At 37.8% G+C, this 17,823-nt stretch carries 20 protein-coding genes; 14 read left to right on the plus strand and 6 right to left on the minus strand.

The window, feature by feature from the left end:
• Nucleotides 1-8: 8 nt before the first annotated feature.
• Entirely contained in the window at nt 9-2,042 is a 2,034-nt protein-coding gene (locus B0G92_RS08980; protein ID WP_101471858.1) for a dipeptidyl-peptidase 3 family protein, read from the plus strand.
• 50 nt (nt 2,043-2,092) lie between these two features.
• On the opposite strand, the gene B0G92_RS08985 is transcribed toward B0G92_RS08980, so the two are convergent.
• Entirely contained in the window at nt 2,093-2,281 is a 189-nt protein-coding gene (locus B0G92_RS08985) for a hypothetical protein (RefSeq protein ID WP_101471859.1), read from the minus strand.
• A gap of 80 nt (nt 2,282-2,361) precedes the next feature.
• Here B0G92_RS08985 and B0G92_RS08990 point away from each other — a divergent pair, with 80 nt between their 5' ends.
• A complete protein-coding gene (locus tag B0G92_RS08990; protein ID WP_101471860.1) occupies nt 2,362-2,745 on the plus strand; it encodes a pyrophosphohydrolase domain-containing protein in 384 nt (127 codons plus the stop codon).
• A 34-nt stretch (nt 2,746-2,779) separates the two neighbouring features.
• Here the strand turns inward: B0G92_RS08990 and B0G92_RS08995 are convergent, their stop codons facing one another.
• Entirely contained in the window at nt 2,780-3,847 is a 1,068-nt protein-coding gene (locus B0G92_RS08995; protein ID WP_056070939.1) for a branched-chain amino acid aminotransferase, read from the minus strand.
• Between the two features lie 290 nt (nt 3,848-4,137).
• Here B0G92_RS08995 and B0G92_RS09000 point away from each other — a divergent pair, with 290 nt between their 5' ends.
• From B0G92_RS09000 to B0G92_RS16780, 4 genes are all read left to right on the plus strand, one after another.
• On the plus strand, nt 4,138-4,776 hold the full coding sequence (locus B0G92_RS09000) for a DUF4920 domain-containing protein (RefSeq protein ID WP_101471861.1): 639 nt from the start codon (nt 4,138-4,140) through the stop codon (nt 4,774-4,776).
• The gene (locus B0G92_RS09005) at nt 4,776-5,231 is read left to right on the plus strand and encodes a hypothetical protein (RefSeq protein WP_101471862.1); all 456 of its coding nucleotides are present in this window, start codon (nt 4,776-4,778) and stop codon (nt 5,229-5,231) included. The genes B0G92_RS09000 and B0G92_RS09005 overlap by 1 nt, the downstream gene beginning before the upstream one ends.
• A gap of 18 nt (nt 5,232-5,249) precedes the next feature.
• The gene (gene mnmC2 / locus B0G92_RS09010) at nt 5,250-5,909 is read left to right on the plus strand and encodes a tRNA (5-methylaminomethyl-2-thiouridine)(34)-methyltransferase MnmC2 (RefSeq protein WP_101471863.1); all 660 of its coding nucleotides are present in this window, start codon (nt 5,250-5,252) and stop codon (nt 5,907-5,909) included.
• A gap of 153 nt (nt 5,910-6,062) precedes the next feature.
• Nucleotides 6,063-6,260 carry a hypothetical protein gene (locus B0G92_RS16780; RefSeq protein WP_056070947.1) on the plus strand — a complete coding sequence of 66 codons (198 nt, stop codon included), beginning with the start codon at nt 6,063-6,065 and terminating at the stop codon, nt 6,258-6,260.
• A gap of 39 nt (nt 6,261-6,299) precedes the next feature.
• Here the strand turns inward: B0G92_RS16780 and B0G92_RS09020 are convergent, their stop codons facing one another.
• A complete protein-coding gene (locus B0G92_RS09020) occupies nt 6,300-7,247 on the minus strand; it encodes a hydrogen peroxide-inducible genes activator (protein ID WP_056070950.1) in 948 nt (315 codons plus the stop codon).
• A 119-nt stretch (nt 7,248-7,366) separates the two neighbouring features.
• Here B0G92_RS09020 and B0G92_RS09025 point away from each other — a divergent pair, with 119 nt between their 5' ends.
• The 4 genes from B0G92_RS09025 (at nt 7,367) to can (ending at nt 10,748) form a co-directional block, all read left to right on the plus strand.
• The gene (locus B0G92_RS09025) at nt 7,367-7,846 is read left to right on the plus strand and encodes a Dps family protein (protein WP_056070953.1); all 480 of its coding nucleotides are present in this window, start codon (nt 7,367-7,369) and stop codon (nt 7,844-7,846) included.
• Between the two features lie 154 nt (nt 7,847-8,000).
• Complete coding sequence (locus B0G92_RS09030) at nt 8,001-8,294, plus strand: hypothetical protein (protein WP_101471864.1); 294 nt, start codon at nt 8,001-8,003, stop codon at nt 8,292-8,294.
• 84 nt (nt 8,295-8,378) lie between these two features.
• Nucleotides 8,379-10,052, plus strand: a complete 1,674-nt coding sequence (locus tag B0G92_RS09035; protein WP_101471865.1) for a SulP family inorganic anion transporter — start codon at nt 8,379-8,381, stop codon at nt 10,050-10,052.
• A 60-nt stretch (nt 10,053-10,112) separates the two neighbouring features.
• Nucleotides 10,113-10,748, plus strand: coding sequence for a carbonate dehydratase (gene can / locus B0G92_RS09040; protein WP_101471866.1), 636 nt, complete (start codon nt 10,113-10,115; stop codon nt 10,746-10,748).
• A 29-nt stretch (nt 10,749-10,777) separates the two neighbouring features.
• On the opposite strand, the gene B0G92_RS09045 is transcribed toward can, so the two are convergent.
• Nucleotides 10,778-11,977: an LETM1-related biofilm-associated protein gene (locus B0G92_RS09045; RefSeq protein ID WP_101471867.1), complete on the minus strand. Its 1,200-nt coding sequence runs from the start codon at nt 11,975-11,977 to the stop codon at nt 10,778-10,780.
• Nucleotides 11,978-12,197: 220 nt separating this feature from the next.
• Between B0G92_RS09045 and B0G92_RS09050 the strand changes: the two genes are divergently transcribed.
• From B0G92_RS09050 to B0G92_RS16610, 4 genes are all read left to right on the plus strand, one after another.
• On the plus strand, nt 12,198-13,400 hold the full coding sequence (locus B0G92_RS09050; protein WP_101471868.1) for an NAD(P)/FAD-dependent oxidoreductase: 1,203 nt from the start codon (nt 12,198-12,200) through the stop codon (nt 13,398-13,400).
• Nucleotides 13,401-13,527: 127 nt separating this feature from the next.
• Nucleotides 13,528-14,121, plus strand: a complete 594-nt coding sequence (locus B0G92_RS09055) for a DUF4142 domain-containing protein (protein WP_101471869.1) — start codon at nt 13,528-13,530, stop codon at nt 14,119-14,121.
• Between the two features lie 27 nt (nt 14,122-14,148).
• Complete coding sequence (locus B0G92_RS16605; protein ID WP_121366416.1) at nt 14,149-14,310, plus strand: lmo0937 family membrane protein; 162 nt, start codon at nt 14,149-14,151, stop codon at nt 14,308-14,310.
• Between the two features lie 46 nt (nt 14,311-14,356).
• The gene (locus B0G92_RS16610; RefSeq protein ID WP_121366417.1) at nt 14,357-14,527 is read left to right on the plus strand and encodes a lmo0937 family membrane protein; all 171 of its coding nucleotides are present in this window, start codon (nt 14,357-14,359) and stop codon (nt 14,525-14,527) included.
• Between the two features lie 76 nt (nt 14,528-14,603).
• Here the strand turns inward: B0G92_RS16610 and B0G92_RS09060 are convergent, their stop codons facing one another.
• Both B0G92_RS09060 and B0G92_RS09065 read right to left on the minus strand, forming a co-directional pair.
• Entirely contained in the window at nt 14,604-16,409 is a 1,806-nt protein-coding gene (locus B0G92_RS09060; RefSeq protein WP_101471870.1) for an acyl-CoA dehydrogenase family protein, read from the minus strand.
• 210 nt (nt 16,410-16,619) lie between these two features.
• Nucleotides 16,620-17,801: an acetyl-CoA C-acyltransferase gene (locus tag B0G92_RS09065; RefSeq protein WP_101471871.1), complete on the minus strand. Its 1,182-nt coding sequence runs from the start codon at nt 17,799-17,801 to the stop codon at nt 16,620-16,622.
• Between the last annotated feature and the right edge of the window lie 22 nt (nt 17,802-17,823).

Genomic DNA, 17,823 nt, shown 5'->3' on the forward strand with positions numbered 1-17,823 from the left:
CTGAGCATATGAAATTAAAAACCATTGCAGGAATGTTTCTTGCATCGGCATTTCTTGTCTCTTGCGGAAAAGACAAAGAAGAGCCGAAAGAAGTCGCGGCAAACACAGGAGATTTTCAATATGAAGTCGAGCAGTTTGCAGATATAAAAGTATTGCGTTATCAGGTTCCGGGTTGGGAAAAGCTTACCCTCAAGGAGCAAAAACTGGTTTATTATCTGACGCAGGCTGGTATGGCGGGCCGTGATATTCATTGGGATCAAAACTACAAGCATAATTTAAAAATCAGAAAAGCCTTAGAAAACATCTATGAGAATTATAAAGGAGATAAGGCTTCGGAAGATTGGAAAAATTTTGAAATCTATCTGAAAAGAGTTTGGTTTTCTAACGGAATCCACCACCATTATTCAAGCGATAAGATTAAGCCTGCTTTTACAAAGGAGTATTTCCAAAAATTACTGTCGGAAACAAAAACGACACTTGCTCCGGAAATAGTAGAAATCCTGTTTAACAATCAGGATGCTAAAAAAGTAAACCTGGACGAATCAAAAGGATTGCTTGCCGGTTCTGCAGTAAACTTTTATGATAAGGGAATTACAGATAAAGAAGCTGAAGATTTCTATAAAACAAAGAAAAGTCCGGATGCTAAAAGACCGTATTCTTTTGGACTGAACTCAAAATTAGTGCGTAATGCCAGTGGCCAGATTGAAGAAAAAGTATGGAAAAGCGGTGGTATGTACGGACCGGCTATCGATAAAATTATTTACTGGTTGGAAAAAGCACAGGGAGTTGCTGAGAATAAAAAGCAAGGTGATGCGATTGGCCTCTTGATTAAATATTACAAAACCGGAGATTTAAAAACATGGGACGATTACAACATCGCCTGGACGGAAGCTACGGAAGGAAATATTGACTACATCAACGGATTTATTGAAGTATATAACGACCCGCTAGGTTACAGAGGTTCTTACGAATCGGTTGTACAGATTAAAGACTTCGATATGTCTAAAAAAATGGAAGTGATTTCTTCCAATGCACAATGGTTTGAAGACAATTCAACCCTAATGCCGGAACATAAAAAGAAAAATGTTGTAGGTGTATCTTACAAGGTGGTTGTCGTAGCTGGCGAATCAGGTGATTCTTCACCTAGTACTCCAATTGGTGTCAATCTTCCAAACGCGGACTGGATTCGTGCTGAACACGGTTCTAAATCGGTTTCATTAGGAAATATTGTAGATTCTTATAACCATGCAGGTGGTTCTGACCGTTTGAAAGAATTTGCAAACGATAAGGAAGAAATTGAACTGGAAGAAAAATATGGTGAAGTTGCAGACAAATTGCATACGGCATTGCACGAAGTGGTAGGACATGCTTCCGGACAAATCAATCCGGGTGTAGGAACGCCAAAAGAAACTTTAAAAAGTTATGCTTCGACTTTGGAAGAAGGAAGAGCTGATCTGGTTGGTTTGTATTATCTGTACAATCCAAAACTACAAGAGCTAGGCCTGGTTGACGATTGGAAAAAAGTAGGTATGGCAGCTTATGACGGTTATATCAGAAACGGATTGATGACACAGTTGATTCGTTTGGAGCCGGGAGCTGACATTGAAGAAGCGCACATGAGAAACCGCCAGTGGGTGAGTGCCTGGGTTTTTGAAAAAGGTAAAAAAGATAATGTAATCGAGAAGATTACGCGTGACGGCAAAACGTATTTTAATATTACAAACTACGAAAAACTTCACGAACTTTTTGGTCAGCTTTTGAGAGAAACGCAACGAATCAAATCGGAAGGTGATTTTGCAGCAGGAAAAGCATTAGTAGAAAACTATGGTGTAAAAGTAGACCAGAAATTGCATAAGGAAGTTTTGGAGAGAAACAAGAAATTCAAATCGGCACCTTACAGCGGATTTGTAAATCCGGTTTTGGTTCCTAAAACAGATGCCAAAGGAGAAATCATTTCTTTTGAAATCCAACAACCTAAAACTTTTGCAGAACAGATGTTGTATTATTCTAAAACATATGGTTTCTTGCCTGAAGAAAACTAGGATAAAAGATTTATAAATAAGAAACGCTTCGAGAAATCGAGGCGTTTTTTTTAATGCTTCAAATAAACCTTTATCACAAAAAGCAATCCGATAAAAGCCAAAAAGCCTAATAAAACCAGATAACTTCTTTTGTAAAATAGCTTGTGCAGTTTCAAATCTTTTCGGTAGGCATAAATCATTGCTACAATAAATGCGATAACAAAGAAGCCGGCAAAAGTCCATTGACCTTGAGTAAACATAGTGGATAAGTTTTTGTGCAAAAGTAATTATTTGTATCCAAAAGTCAGTATTTTGCACTACCATTTAATTTTTGAAAATAATGCAGAAACAACTCAACGCAGTAAAGGAATTCCATCAGGCATTTGGCCTGGGCGTAAGTGAAACTCCAAAAGGAGATTTAGGCGAAAGCAAAAATAGGCTACGCTACAATTTGATGAAAGAAGAAAACGAGGAATATCTTGAAGCCGTTCAGAATGATGATAAAATTGAAATTGCCGATGCTTTGGGTGACATGCTTTATATTTTATGCGGAACCATTATTGAGCACGGATTACAGCATAAAATTGAAGAGGTTTTTGATGAAATCCAACGCAGCAATATGAGCAAGTTGGGAGAGGACGGAAAGCCGATTTACCGTGAAGACGGAAAAGTGATGAAAGGCCCGAATTATTTTAAGCCTGATTTCTCCCTGATATTGAAATAAAAAAAATCCCGAAATAGTTTCGGGATTTTTTATTTTAGATTTTTACCGTCCAGTCAAAAGGATCTTCAGCCAGTTTGTACTGAATATTGGTCAGTTTTTCTTTTAATTGCAAAGCAATGGAGTCTTCTACTTTTGGAAGCTCGAAATATTCGCCTTTATAAGAGAACCCAACAATCGGATTAACTACAGCGGCGGTTCCTGCGCCAAAGATTTCTTTCAGAGTACCATTTTTAGCTGCTTCCACCAATTCCCAAACCAAAACGGAACGTACCTGTATGTCAATACCTTCTTTTTCAGCGAGAGTGATAAGGCTTTTTCGGGTTACACCGTCCAAAATCCTTTCGCTGGCTGGTGCCGTAAACAGGGTGTTGTTAATTCTGAAGAAAACGTTCATAGTTCCTGCTTCTTCCAGTTTTGTATGCGTGGCATCGTCTGTCCAGATAATCTGCTGGAAACCGTCCTTATTGGCCAATTGTGTCGGATAGAATTGAGCTGAATAATTTCCGGCTGCTTTTGCTGCGCCAATACCGCCGTTAGCTGCACGGCTGTAATGTTCGGCGATGATTACTTTTACTTCTCCGGAATAATAGGATTTTGCAGGAGAAAGGATAATCATAAAACGATATTGTGATGACGGAGCAGCGACTACACCTGTACCCGTTGCAATCATAAACGGACGGATGTAAAGCGTATTGCCTTTACCTTTTTTAACCCAGTCTTTTTCTATTTTTAAAATTTCATGAAGCCCGCCTAAAAATACTTCTTCAGGAACCTCAGGCATGGCCATTCTTACTGCCGACTTATTAAATCGGTCAAAGTTTTCGTCCGGTCTGAAAAGCCAAACGTCATCATTATTGTCTTTGTAGGCTTTCATACCTTCAAATATAGCTTGTCCGTAGTGGAAGACTTTTGCCGAAGGATCCAGAAGGAATGGCTCATAAGGCCTGATGACAGGCTTTTGCCATTTCCCATCTTTATAATCACAAACCAGCATATGGTCAGTAAAGATGTTTCCGAAGACAAGATTTTCGAAATCAACATCATTAATCTTGGTTGATGATGCCCTGATAATGTCAATTTCGGGATTATTTTTTAGATTCATTGGTGTGAGGTTGGTTTAGGTTTTAAATAATTGAAAATCAGCTGTTTTTGTTAATGGTTTAATGCTGATTTTCAATAGTTATAATCAATGCTAAATTAATAAAAATTGGAAAGTTTTTGGATAAAAAGGCAATTATATTCCAACTTGTCTGTTGCTTTTTGTGAATTGATTGCACCAGATTCAAAATCTTGTATAATTAGCAATGAAACTTAAAATTTATTAATCAGGAGGGCGTTACTTTTGAGGAAACTCTCTATTTTTGTAACGAATTAAAAAAATATACCCTAATCATGAAAAATATATTTGTTTTGGCTTGTTCGCTGGCAATTTTTGCAAGCTGTGCCGATAAAAATAAAGAAACAGAAAAAACAGAAGAAACGATTCAGACACCGGCCGATAGTCTGCCTAAGACAGATTCAGTTGCCGTAGCACCTGTAGAAGCAACACAAACTACTGAAGTTGATGCTAAAACTGCGGCTAAAGGAGATGAAGTAATTGAAGTTACTCCGGCTAAGGAAATAAAAGTTGAGTATGCATCATTTGGAGATAAGATTTTAGCTGACAAGGCTTTAAGTAAAGAGCAGATGTTCCAGAAATACAAGTCAATGAAAAAAGGTGACACGATAGCGGTGAAATTCAAATCGAAAATTAACTCTGTCTGCAAGAAAAAAGGATGCTGGATGAAGATGGAATTACCGGGTCAGGCAGAATCTTTTGTGCGTTTCAAAGATTACGGTTTTTTTGTTCCATTAAATGCTGACAGTCAGGAAGCAATCGTTAGCGGAAGAGCTTTTGTTGACGAAATCTCTGTTGCCGAGTTAAAGCACTACGCAAAAGATGGTGGAAAATCTCAGGAAGAAATAGATAAAATTACTCAGCCTAAAATTACGTATGCTTTCCAGGCTGACGGAGTTTTAATCAGCAAATAATGAAAAAATACCTTTTGATTTCCGCAATTATTATGGCCTTTTCAAGCTGTAATAAGAAAGAAGAAGCGCAGCCCGTTGTTAAAAAAGAAGTTCCTGAAAAAACTACAGGAGCAAAAGAGTTTGAGATGTATGAGATGTCTGAAATGGCGGCTCTTATGGAACAGATGTATGTGGATAACCAGCGTTTGAAAGAACGTATCAAGAATGGCGATACCATTGGCAAGTTTCCTTCTCATTTCTTAGAAATTCATAAAAGAGCCATGACGGATGAGGCTGAAAACGATGCTTTTTTTAAAGAACAGGCTGCCGTTTTCATTAAGGCCCAGGAGCAGATTTATGAAGATCCTAAGAATGCCAAGGCTCATTTCAACAAAGCTGTATCGGCTTGCGTTACCTGCCATGAGGTGAAATGCAGCGGACCGATTCCGAGAATCAAAAAATTGTTTATAGAATAATAAATTCATGCGGCTATAATGAAAAGAGAAATTATCCAGACTTCGGATGGTTCGACATCAATTCTGCTTCCCGAATGGAACGAAACCTACCATTCAAAACACGGAGCAATACAAGAGGCCAAACATGTATTCATACAAAACGGACTTTCCTTATTTAAAGGTCAGTCCGTTTCCATTTTAGAAATAGGTTTTGGCACCGGACTCAATGCTTTTATAACCTATCTGGAAGCCCAAAAACTTCAGCAAAAGATAGAATATACGGGAATTGAAGCCTATCCGGTTGCAGCCGAAGATGTGCTTAAAATGAATTATGTGACTGAATTGGATGCAGGAAGTGAAAAAGACATTTTTTTAAAAATGCACGAATCCGATTGGAACCAAAGGGAAATACTGTCTCCTGATTTTTCATTAGAGAAACAAAACATCAAGTTTCAGGAAATAACCGACACCAATCAATACGACCTGATTTATTTTGATGCTTTCGGATTTAGGGTACAGCCCGAACTATGGAGCCTGGAAATTTTCCAAAAGATGTATGCGGCATTAAAACCTAACGGTATTTTGGTTACTTATGCCTGTCGGGGTCCTATAAAAAATGCAATGACAGAAGCAGGTTTTTTAACCGAAAAGCTGCCCGGACCTCCCGGAAAAAGGGAAATGCTGAGGGCGAGGAAGTAAGCTTGATTGTAATATTTAGAAATCAAGAATTAAATGTTAATTAATGCAATACTTTTTGTGAATTAACGTTTTTTTAGGGAATTGAGTATTTAATTTCAGTAAATTTACCAAACGTTCTTACAAAAGCATTAACCTCCAAATTAAATTTTGACTATGACAAGACCTATGTTTGCTTATACGAAATCTATTCTTGAAAGAGTGAGTTTCGACCCCTTGTTGTTCTGCAAAGAGCTTGAAAAAGCGATAAGATCGTTACTTCCATATGAAATTGAGCAATTAACGGAATGGCTTTTAAGCTACACAGTCGAAAAACCGGAATTGAAACAATGTCTATTAATTGTTAACAAATAAGAAAAGGAGCCAATCGGCTCCTTTTTTATTTAATTCCTTTTATTGATTCTTTTTGGATAGCGGACTTATAATCTGCACGTTTTGAAAAACGATTGCTCCTTTTACAACACCGGCAATAACCTGGCGTAAAGCGTCAATAATATGTATTTTTAACTCACTTTTCGGAAATATAAGGCTGACTTCACGCGCTGGTTTTGGTTCCTTAAAATGGCGTAATTTCAGCTTGTCCTTTTCTTTTAAATCCAAAGTGTGCAAATAGGGAAGAAGCGTAGTGCCGAGTCCTTCATCTGCCAGCTTAATCAGGGTTTCAAAACTTCCGCTTTCAATCTGGAAAGGCGATGTTTCGGAATTGTTTACGTTTTTACACAAATTTAAAATACCGTCCCGGAAACAATGTCCATCCTGCAAAAGCAATAGCGAATCGACATCAATATCATCGACTTCTATTTCTTCTTTGTGGAAGCTATGGTGGCTTTCAGGAAAATAAGCGACAAAAGGTTCATAATACAAAACGATTTCTTTAATCTTTTCATCTTCCAATGGAGTAGCTGCAATCGCAGCATCCAAATGGCCGTTTTTAAGGCGTGTGATAATTTCCTCTGTATTATGTTCTTCTATAATCAGTTTTATTTTTGGATATTTTTTAATGAAATTATTCAGGAACATCGGCAATAGCGTAGGCATAATAGTCGGAATAATCCCTAATTTGAATTCGCCTCCAATGAATCCCTTTTGCTGGTCAACAATATCCTGGATTCTGTCAGACTCATTGACTATGTTTTTGGCCTGAGTTACTATTTTTTGCCCTATTTCGGTAAGTTGTATCGGTTTTTTACTCCTGTCAAATATTAAAACGCCGAGTTCGTCTTCCAGTTTTTGGATTTGCATGCTTAACGTGGGCTGAGTAACAAAGCATTTTTCTGCGGCAAGTGTAAAGTTCTTATTCTCGGCTACTGCCAGAACATAATATAATTGTGTGATTGTCATTAGTATAATATTTTATGATGCAAATATAAAAAACTATAATATTTATTTATGATTTGTTTTGCCTTATTTTTTGTAACTTTATAATAGATAAATTTTACGAACCAATAAAAATAACAGAAATGAAAACGAATATTTTAGGACTGCCAGTTAAAGAAACCGAAGAAATATCAAACGATTTAAACATATTGTTATCCAGCTTTCAGGTGTATTATCAAAACCTGAGAGGTATACATTGGAATATCAGAGGGAAACGTTTTTTTGACCTCCACGTGAAGTTTGAAGAATTATATAACGATGCCCAGCTAAAAATTGATATGATAGCAGAAAGAGTGCTTACAATTGGCGGAAGACCACTTCATACTTTCGAAGATTATATGAAGAACAACAAGCTAAAAGTAGGGAAGAATATTTCTGTAGATGAAGAAGCAGTACATCTGATTGTTACTTCGCTGTCTGACCTCTTAAAGATTGAAAGAGACCTTTTGTCGAAATCTGCAGATGCAAATGACGAAGGTACCAATTCTATGATGAGTGACTTTATTAAAGAACAGGAAAAAACAATCTGGATGATGAAAGCCTGGCTGGAAGAAAAAATATAAGCCGGTTAGTTTTTCAACAAATTATTTTGATGATTTCTATGAAAAGAAGCAACAGCTAAGCGACTTTAGCTATTGCTTCTTTTTTGTTGTTAAAATTTGATTAAATTAATTTATCATGTTTTTAAATAAGAATTAAATCTCTAATTTCGCGCATATGAAACTGGCTGTTAAAATAGTATTGTTGATGTTTATGACTTTTATTGTTACTCCTACCATTGTAGGATTGATAAAAAAAGACGTTGACACATCTATGGTTTACAGCATGTCGGAAGAAGAACAGCACAATCACAATAGCTGTAAAGAATTAAAAGCCGACTTTAAAGTTACAGATTACCTCACTTTCTCTCACTATACAGAAAGTTCTTCAAGCCTTATCATTTCACAGCACAGTTTGAAACATGATAATGCGGCTTCGACTATCTTTTCTCCACCACCTGAACAGGTTTAATACAATTTAGGATTTTGAATACTTCAAAATCTGAGGTCGTATTTTTTAATGCGACTAAAATCCTTGTATTAAATTTTTTTAGGTATGACAAAAAAAATCAATCTTTTTGCTAACCTTAAATCAGATTTTGCTTCTGGTTTAGTGGTTTTCTTGGTAGCATTGCCATTGTGTTTGGGTATAGCCCTGGCTTCTGGAGCGCCACCATTATCAGGTATAATTGCTGGAATCGTTGGGGGTATAGTTGTCGGGTTTTTAAGCCGGTCACATATCAGCGTGTCCGGCCCTGCAGCCGGCCTGACTGCAATTGTTTTGACAGCTATTACTGATTTGGGTGCTTTCAATATATTCCTGACGGCAGGACTAATAGCCGGCTTGCTTCAATTAATATTAGGCTTTATCAAAGCGGGAAGTATTTCAAATTATTTCCCTACCAATGTTATTGAGGGTATGCTTGCGGGTATTGGTGTCATCATTATTTTAAAGCAAATTCCACATGCTGTTGGTTACGACAGTGATTTTGAAGGTGATGAAACTTTCGTGGAAAAAGGTGGCGGCAATGCTCTGGAATCTTTAATGGATTCATTAGGACACCTGCAACTGGGAGCCATTCTGATTACGCTAATATCTTTGACTATCCTGATTTCATGGGACAAATTCAGTTTCTTAAAAAAAATGAAACTGGTACCGGGAGCTTTAGTGGCTGTTATAGTAGGTGTAGTGCTGAATGAAATTTTTACGGCTTCCGGCAGCTCACTGGCTATTTCTAAAGAGCATTTGGTTTCTTTACCGGTTCCGCAATCTTTTGATGATTTCAAAAATATCATTGTCACTCCTGACTTTGCCGGATTTATGAATCCCAAAGTTTGGGTTGTGGGTGCAACGATTGCTATTGTGGCTTCTATAGAAACACTTTTATGTATTGAAGCATCAGACAGGATGGATACGCAAAAACGCTATACAGATACTAACGTAGAGTTGAAAGCTCAGGGAATTGGAAATATGTTGAGTTCATTCCTGGGAGGATTGCCTATGACTTCGGTTGTAGTCCGTTCGTCAGCAAACGCAAATGCAGGAGCTAAATCCAAGATGTCTACCATTATTCACGGTGTCTTATTACTAATCAGTGTATTGTCGATTCCGGTTCTGTTGAACAAAATTCCTTTGGCAACCCTGGCAGCCGTTCTTTTGATGGTAGGATACAAATTAGCAAAACCTACCGTGCTTATGCATTTCTGGCATAAAGGCAAGTATCAGTTTGTTCCTTTCATTATAACCCTACTGGGAGTTGTTTTCCTGGATTTGCTAAAAGGTGTTGCTTTGGGTATCGCTATCAGTGTTGTGTTTATCCTGAGAGGAAACCTGAAAAGAGCCTACCGTTTCAGAAAAGAAAAATTTGAAGATGGTGATGTTATCAGAATAGACCTGGCACAAGAAGTATCCTTCCTGAATAAGGCAGCAATAAAGACGACTTTGGCTGAAATACCTGAAAATTCTAAAGTAGTAATCAATGCATCAGATACGGTTTATATCGCCCATGATGTATTGGATTTGATTCATGAGTTTGCCACCATCAGGGCAGCTGATGAAAACATTAAGGTGAAACTTAAAGGCTTTAAAAAGGCATATGAACTGAATGATATTGATGACAAGGCTAATCATGTTTTCTTTGAAAACTATGAAGAAGCCAGAGCCAGAAAGCAAGCCAAAGCAGATTATGACCGATGCATGGCATTAGTAGAAAAATCGAAAGAGAATTAAGAAAAACAAAAAAATGTCAGGAGAACTGACGAAAATTTAAAAACTATTAATAAAAAAACAATGAGCGATTTTTATAAAAAAATAATTGACGGAAACAGGAAATGGGTAGAATCTAAAATTAACCAGGACCCAAAATATTTTGAAAAACTAGCTGAAGGCCAGTCACCACCGTTATTATGGATTGGATGTTCAGACAGCCGCGTTCCTGCGAATGAAGTAATTGGAGCACAACCGGGAGAAGTTTTTGTACACAGAAACATCGCTAATATGGTGGTGCACTCTGATATGAACATGCTAAGCGTTTTGGACTATGCCGTAAACGTTTTGAAAGTGAAGCATGTCATTGTATGTGGACACTACGGATGTGGTGGGGTAAAAGCGGCTATGGGTAACGATTCTATCGGTTTGATTGACAACTGGATTCGTCACATTAAAGATGTTTACAGACACCATCACCATTACCTGGATTCTATCCTTGACGAAAAGGAACGTTTCGATGCTTTTGTTGAATTGAATGTTAAGGAGCAGGTTTATGATTTGGCTAAAACTTCAATTGTTCAGGGAGCCTGGAGAAATGGACAGGATTTATGCCTTCACGGATGGGTTTACAGATTAAATTCAGGAATCGTAAAAGACCTGGAAGTGAATCTATGTGGTAATGAAGATTTAGATCAGGTATACCAATTGAAATTCTAAATAAAAAGCCTCTTGAAAAAGAGGCTTTTTTATTCTTCATCCAGATTTTCGTTGAATGTGGATGGCAATAGTTGCGGAATAAATTTTATCAAAATCGGTAAAAGCAGACTGCCGCCCGGCAAAAGGAAAATAGTCAATGACGGAATGGTCTTGCAGATTTCCAAAAGCTGCTTTTTTACCTTTTTCTTTTCTTTGGCATCCAGACTGCGATGTGTGGATTGTGTGAGCAGGAGCATAAGGTCGCCGTTGTTGGAGAGTTCTTTAACCAATCGGGTTTTGTTTCTTGTAATCAGTATTTTCACATTTTGTGTGGCCTGGTCATAAAAATGCCTGACCGGATTGGAATAATTGAAATACGGAATCTGTTTTTTGTACTTGTTGATGAAATCATCCGTAGAGACAATACTTTCAGCAACAAAATTATCCGGAACATCCATGATTTTTGCCAGTTCATATAAAAAGTAGGCTTCATTGCTTTCCATCTCCATATCGCTCCAAAGCGCCATTCCGGCCATGTCAATCAGATATAGTTTTTCCAGCTGCTTTGTGAAAATGTCCAACCCTAATGCTTCCATATCCTGTACGTTGACTTTAGAAAATTTGGTATAGCGCACAGAGGCTTCAAACAGTTTTATCAGCAAATCATCATATTTCGATTTCTTTAGTTTTGTTTTTAAGGCTAAAGAAATAATGCTTACGATGGTTTCTTCCAGTTTTTTCAAATAATTATCCGGAATAGAATGGTTCATAAGATATTGCTGGAAAGCCAGCACATCCATGAATAGCAATGCATTGGTCAGGATATGCGAAAAGTTTTTACTGATGATATCCTCATTGGTTTGTATTCGTTCTGCTATAATCTTTTCCAGATTATGGGACGGTATGCTTTCGGGCAACATCTTATCCAGTAGGTTAAAGCCTTTTGGATGCATTTCCTTGTAAAAGGCAATAACTTTTGCGATAAAGTTTTTAGGGTCGGTGTCATGTGTAACCAGTCCGTAAACGCGATACAGCGTATTCAAAAGAGCAACTTTTGAAAATTCCTCAGAAATCCAACCTTTTGTATCAATAGGCTGTGGTGTATCAAATGACACTACATGCCCGTAGATAAAGCCGGTATTGCGTGTGTTTTTGTAAAACTCCAACGGATTGTCCGCAACAGGAAATTGCAGGTACTTTTGTTCTGCAAAAAACTTGTCGATCCAGCCATGTGCCGAAGGGTTAATCATGATTCAAATTTCTGATGCAAAGCTATGTTTTTTATTATGAAGTCAAAAATAATTGATGACTGTTGTAAATTTTTCGCCTCAACGTCTTTGCGAGTAATTTTTTCACGCAAAGGCACAGCACCGCAAATCATAATAGTATGCTGAAAAAACTTAAATTACTTATAATGCTGAAGGTTTTTTGTGGCTTTATCCTTATATTTAATAAAATAAATAGCAATGTATGAATCTAAAATCAGGAATGCCTTTCTGGCTTATTAAAGATGGACTACCTCATACTTTTCCAAAACTGGATAAGGATATCGAGACAGATGTTATTATTATAGGAGCCGGTATTTCAGGCGCATTGGTACGTTATTATCTAATCAATGCAGGAATCCAATGCGTGATGATTGATGCCAGAACAATAGGTTTAGGGAGTACTTCTGCCAGTACCTCACTTTTGCAATATGAAATAGACACGCCACTCCATAAACTAATCGATAAAATTGGAAAAGAAAAAGCAGAACGGGCCTATCATTTGTGCAATTATGCAATTGATAAACTGGAGAAGATTGCCAAAGAGCTAAAACTTGACGAATTCGAAAAGAAAAAAAGCCTTTTTTATGCTGCCTATAAAAAAGATGTTCTAATGTTGGAAAAGGAATTCCAGGCCAGAAAAGAAGCAGGTTTTGACGTGAGTCTCCTTGATGAAAAGCAAATTTATAAGCAGTTTGGGTTTAAGGCGCCCTTGGCTATACTTTCTGCTAATGCCGCTCAGACAAATGCCTATGCTTTTACGCATAAATTATTGCAGGTCAAAAAAGGCAGTCATCTTGATATTTATGACCGCAGCCCTATTGTAAAAATTAATACCCAAAAAAACGGGGCCGTTCTTAAAACCGAATCCGGTTGCACAATAAAAGCCAAAAAGGTAGTGTATGCTACAGGTTATGAAGTTGTGGAATTTATTGACAAGAAAATTGTCGACCTGAAATCAACCTATGCGGTGGTGAGCGAACAGTATAATGAAAGGAAGTTTTGGAAAGACGAAGTTCTAATCTGGAATACAGCCAATCCTTATCTGTATTTGCGGACTACACCCGATGGGAGAGTGCTTGTAGGTGGGAGAGATGAAGATTTCCACAATCCGGATAAAAGAAATAAGCTGATTTCTAAAAAGACCAAACAGCTAACAAAAGACATCAACACGCTATTTCCACAATTGAATTTTAAACCTGAATTTAGTTGGACAGGGACTTTTGGAGCCACAAAAGACGGGCTCCCGTTTATAGGTGTCTATGATAAACTACCCAACAGTTATTTTGCCCTTGGTTTTGGAGGTAATGGAATTACTTTCAGTCTGATTGCTGCAGAAATTATAAGAGACCTTTTGCTGGGCAAGGAAAACAAAGATGCTTCTATTTTCTCTTTTGACAGGGTATAATCCGAACAGGAATTACTTTATCTGAATCGTATAACATTATAGGTTAATTCTGTAAGTACGGTATTTTTTTTATTGGGTAATTTAGATAAACTCGAAAAAATTACGAACCAACTAAAATTTATATCGTATGAAAAAGCCAACAATTTTTGGAAAAGCAATCTTAAGTCTGGGTGTTTTGACATTGTCTTTAGGAACAGTTTCCTGTAAGAATGAACCTAAAGCAGAAGACCCGAAAGAGGTTGCTGAAGACGAAAACGAAGCAAAATTTGACAATACTAAAGAAGCAGAAAAAGATGCTGAGATTCTTGTGGATGCCGCTGATTTTGATTTGGAACAAAGAGAACTGGGCAAATTGGCCCAATCCAGAGGTGTTTCGGCAGCAGTTAAGGATTTAGGTAAAATGATGGAAAAACATCATAACGAGGCTTTTACCCAGCTTTCTGCTTTGGCTAAGGAAAAACAGATTTCTATCCCTACAGCAATTACTGAAGATGGTCAGAAAGAATATGACAGACTAAGTAAGGTTGATGTCAAAAACTTTGACAAAGAGTATCTTGACCGTGTGTACAAAGAACATCATGATGCCATAGATGATTTTACACAGGATGCACAAGCTACAAAGAGCGTTGAAATCAAAGCTTATCTGGAAAGCATGATTAGTACTTTGAAAAACCATCATGATGAAGTGGAAAAGTTGCAATCGACATTAGTTAAGAAATAATAATAATCCAATTTAATATTTACAGTCATGGGAAATTTACTTTATACAATTGCCGTAATTCTTGTCATTGTCTGGGCCATCGGTTTTTTAGGCGGAATGGTTACCAGTAATCTTATTCATGTTTTGTTGGTAATTGCCATCATTGTCGTGCTTTTAAGAGTAATCCAGGGAAGAAAGCCTTTAGAGTAGTCTCTTTCATAAAAAACAAATAGTCTAACCAATAAAAAACACTATCATGGGAAATTTACTTTATACAATTGCAGTAATTTTAGTAATTATCTGGGCATTAGGATTCTTCGGAATTCTTGGTGAAGGAATTGCAACAAATGGGTTGATACATATTTTGTTAGTGATTGCGGTCATTATCGTATTGCTTAGAATTATTCAAGGAAGAAAACCGCTATAAGTTTTGAATCTGCCAAAAACAAAAAAAGCCCTGACATTTGTCAGGGCTTTTTCATTAACCAACTATTAAAACGTAACTAAAAGCAATATTGATTTTCCTGTATTAGTTTGGAAGCGATAGTTTCCCGCAACGCTACTACATTAGGAAGGTTAGTGTATTTGGTAAAACGTTTCAGTCCCATCATCATCATTCGCTGTTCATCACCTTCGGCAAAGGAAGCAATACCTTCTTTTCCTTTGGTATTGATGATGTCAACGGCTTTGTATAAGTATAATTGTGCCATGGCAATCTGCTCTTTTACATTTTCAGCACCTTTTGATTTTGCCAGTTTTTCTGTTCTTAAAATAGTAGATTCTGCCATATAGATTTCGATAAGAATATCGGCAGCAGCCATCAACAATTGTTGATGGGCATCCAAATCCGGACCGTATTTCTGTACAGCGCTTCCGGCTACCATTAGGAATGCTTTTTTCAATTTGCCAATCAGTTCTTTTTCTTCGGCGAATAATTCAGAATAATCAGGAGTATTAAAATCAGGAATTCCCATTAATTCTTCTGCTACTTTCATAGCAGGTCCTAATAAATCTACGTGACCTTTCATGGCTTTTTTAACCAACATTCCAACAGAAAGCATTCTGTTGATTTCGTTTGTTCCTTCATAGATTCTGGCAATTCTGGCATCTCTCCAGGCACTTTCCATTGGTGTGTCTTCAGAGAATCCCATACCACCTAAAATTTGGATTCCTTCATCAGAACAGTTTTGTATGTCTTCAGAAATAGCCACTTTTAGAATAGAACATTCGATTGCAAATTCTTCTACACCTTTCAGTTCTGCCTCCTGATGTGAAGAACCTTCTGCTACTCGTGCATTGATTCGGTCTTCAATGGATTTTGCTGCACGGTAAGAAGCGCTTTCTCCCGCATAGCAGGATGTTGCCATTTCAGCAATTTTGGAACGGATAGCGCCAAAATTAGAAATAGGTGTATTGAATTGTATTCTTTCATTAGCATATTTTATAGCTCCGGATGTAACTCTTCTTTGTGCATCAAGGCAGGCAGCACCTAGTTTGATACGACCAACGTTAAGAGCGTTCATGGCAATCTTAAAGCCGTTTCCTCTTTCAGAAAGCATATTTTCAACCGGAACTTTTGTTTCGTTGAAGAATACCTGACGGGTAGAGGAGGCGCGGATTCCTAATTTGTGTTCTTCCTCATTCATTGAAATTCCGTTGGACGGGTCGTTTTCAACGATGAATCCGGTAATGTTTTTGTCGTCTCCAATTCTCGCAAATACAATAAAGAGACTACAGAATCCGGCATTCGAAATCCACATTTTTTGTCCTGTGATTTTATAATGCGTACCGTCATCAGACAATACTGCTTTGGTTTTGCCTGAATTGGCATCAGAACCGGCACCGGGCTCAGTGAGGCAGTATGCGCCAAACCATTCGCCGGAAGCTAATTTTGGAACGTATTTTTTCTTTTGTTCTTCGGTACCGTATAAGGTAATAGGCATAGTTCCAATTCCGGTGTGGGCACCAAAAGCAGTGGAGAATGACCCGGTTGCTCCGGAAATATAGTCACAAACCAGCATGGTAGAAACAAATCCCATTCCCAATCCGCCATATTCTTCAGGAACTGCAACGCCTAATAGTCCTAACTCACCTGCTTTACGCATGCATTCTTCCGTAAAGGCATAGTCTTTATTTTCGAAACGGTTTTTGTTCGGCCAGATTTCCTTATCCACGAATTCTTTTACCGTCTGCTTCATCATTAATTGTTCTTCCGAAAAATCTTCCGGAGTAAAAATGTCCTCACATTTTGTTTCTTTTACCAAAAACTGCCCGCCACGGGTAACGTCTTTTTCGATAGTATCTGCCATTGTATTTTTTGTTTTTTGTTAGACTTTTGAGATAATAGTTTATAGTTTATAGTTGAAAGTGGATAGTTTGTAGAGAATAGGACTGCAAAGAATTTTGGAAATTCATAGCTGTTTGCTAAATTCTAAACTTTTTAAAATGATGCCTCCTATCAACTTTCAACTTTTTAAGATGATGTTTCCTATCAACTATCCACTATCCACTTTCAACTATTATAGTATTTCATAAATTCCAGCAGCACCTTGTCCGGTACCTACACACATAGTGACAATACCATATTTGTTGCCTCTTCGTTTCATTTCGTCAAAAAGTTGAACGGAAAGCTTAGCTCCGGTACAACCTAGCGGATGACCCAATGCAATAGCACCACCGTTTACGTTAACGATATCAGGATTGATTCCCAACTCACGAATAACGGCTAATGATTGTGATGCAAATGCTTCGTTTAATTCAATCAATTCGATATCGTTTAATGACATTCCGGCTTGCTGTAAAGCTTTTGGAATGGCTTTGACAGGCCCGATTCCCATAATTCTCGGTTCCACTCCGGCAGCAGCGTAGCTTACCAATCTTGCAATGGGCTGCAGGTTTAATTCTTTTACAAGTTCTTCAGACATGACCATTACAAATGCGGCACCATCACTCATTTGAGAAGAAGTACCGGCAGTAACACTACCATCTGCAGCAAAGACCGGTTTCAGTTTGCCCAAAGCTTCTAATGAAGTGTCGGCTCTTGGACCTTCATCTTTGGTAACGGTATAAGATTTGGTTGCTTTTTTTCCGTTTTCATCAATGTAGGTCTGGTCAACAGTAATTGGCACTATCTGTTTGTCGAATTTGCCTTCTGCCTGTGCTTTTAATGCTTTTTGATGGGAATTATAGCCAAACAAATCCTGATCTTCTCTGGAAACCTTGAACTGTTTTGCAACAGCTTCTGCTGTGAGTCCCATTCCCCAGTAATAATCTTCATGGCCTTCTTTTGCCACAGCGTAATCCGGTGTTGGTTTATAACCTCCCATTGGAATAAAACTCATGCTTTCGGCACCACCTGCAATGATACAGTCTGCCATTCCGGATTGAATTTTAGCCGTTGCCATTCCAATAGTTTCCAAACCGGAAGCGCAATAACGATTGACAGTTACTCCCGGAACGTCGTCTATCTTTAATCCCATAAGAGAAATCAGACGGGCAACATTTAATCCCTGTTCGGCTTCTGGCATGGCGTTACCTACCATAACGTCGTCGATTCTTTTTTTATCTAAGTCTGGCAGCTCATTCATCATATACTGAATGGTTTCTGCGGCAAGCTCGTCAGGGCGCTTAAAACGGAATACTCCTTTTGGCGCTTTTCCAACGGCTGTGCGGTATGCTTTTACGATATATGCTGTTTTCATTTTCTAGTCTCTTTAATCTCGA

It is taken from the genome of Flavobacterium lindanitolerans, assembly GCF_002846575.1.
Taxonomy (GTDB): Bacteria; Bacteroidota; Bacteroidia; order Flavobacteriales; family Flavobacteriaceae; genus Flavobacterium; species Flavobacterium lindanitolerans.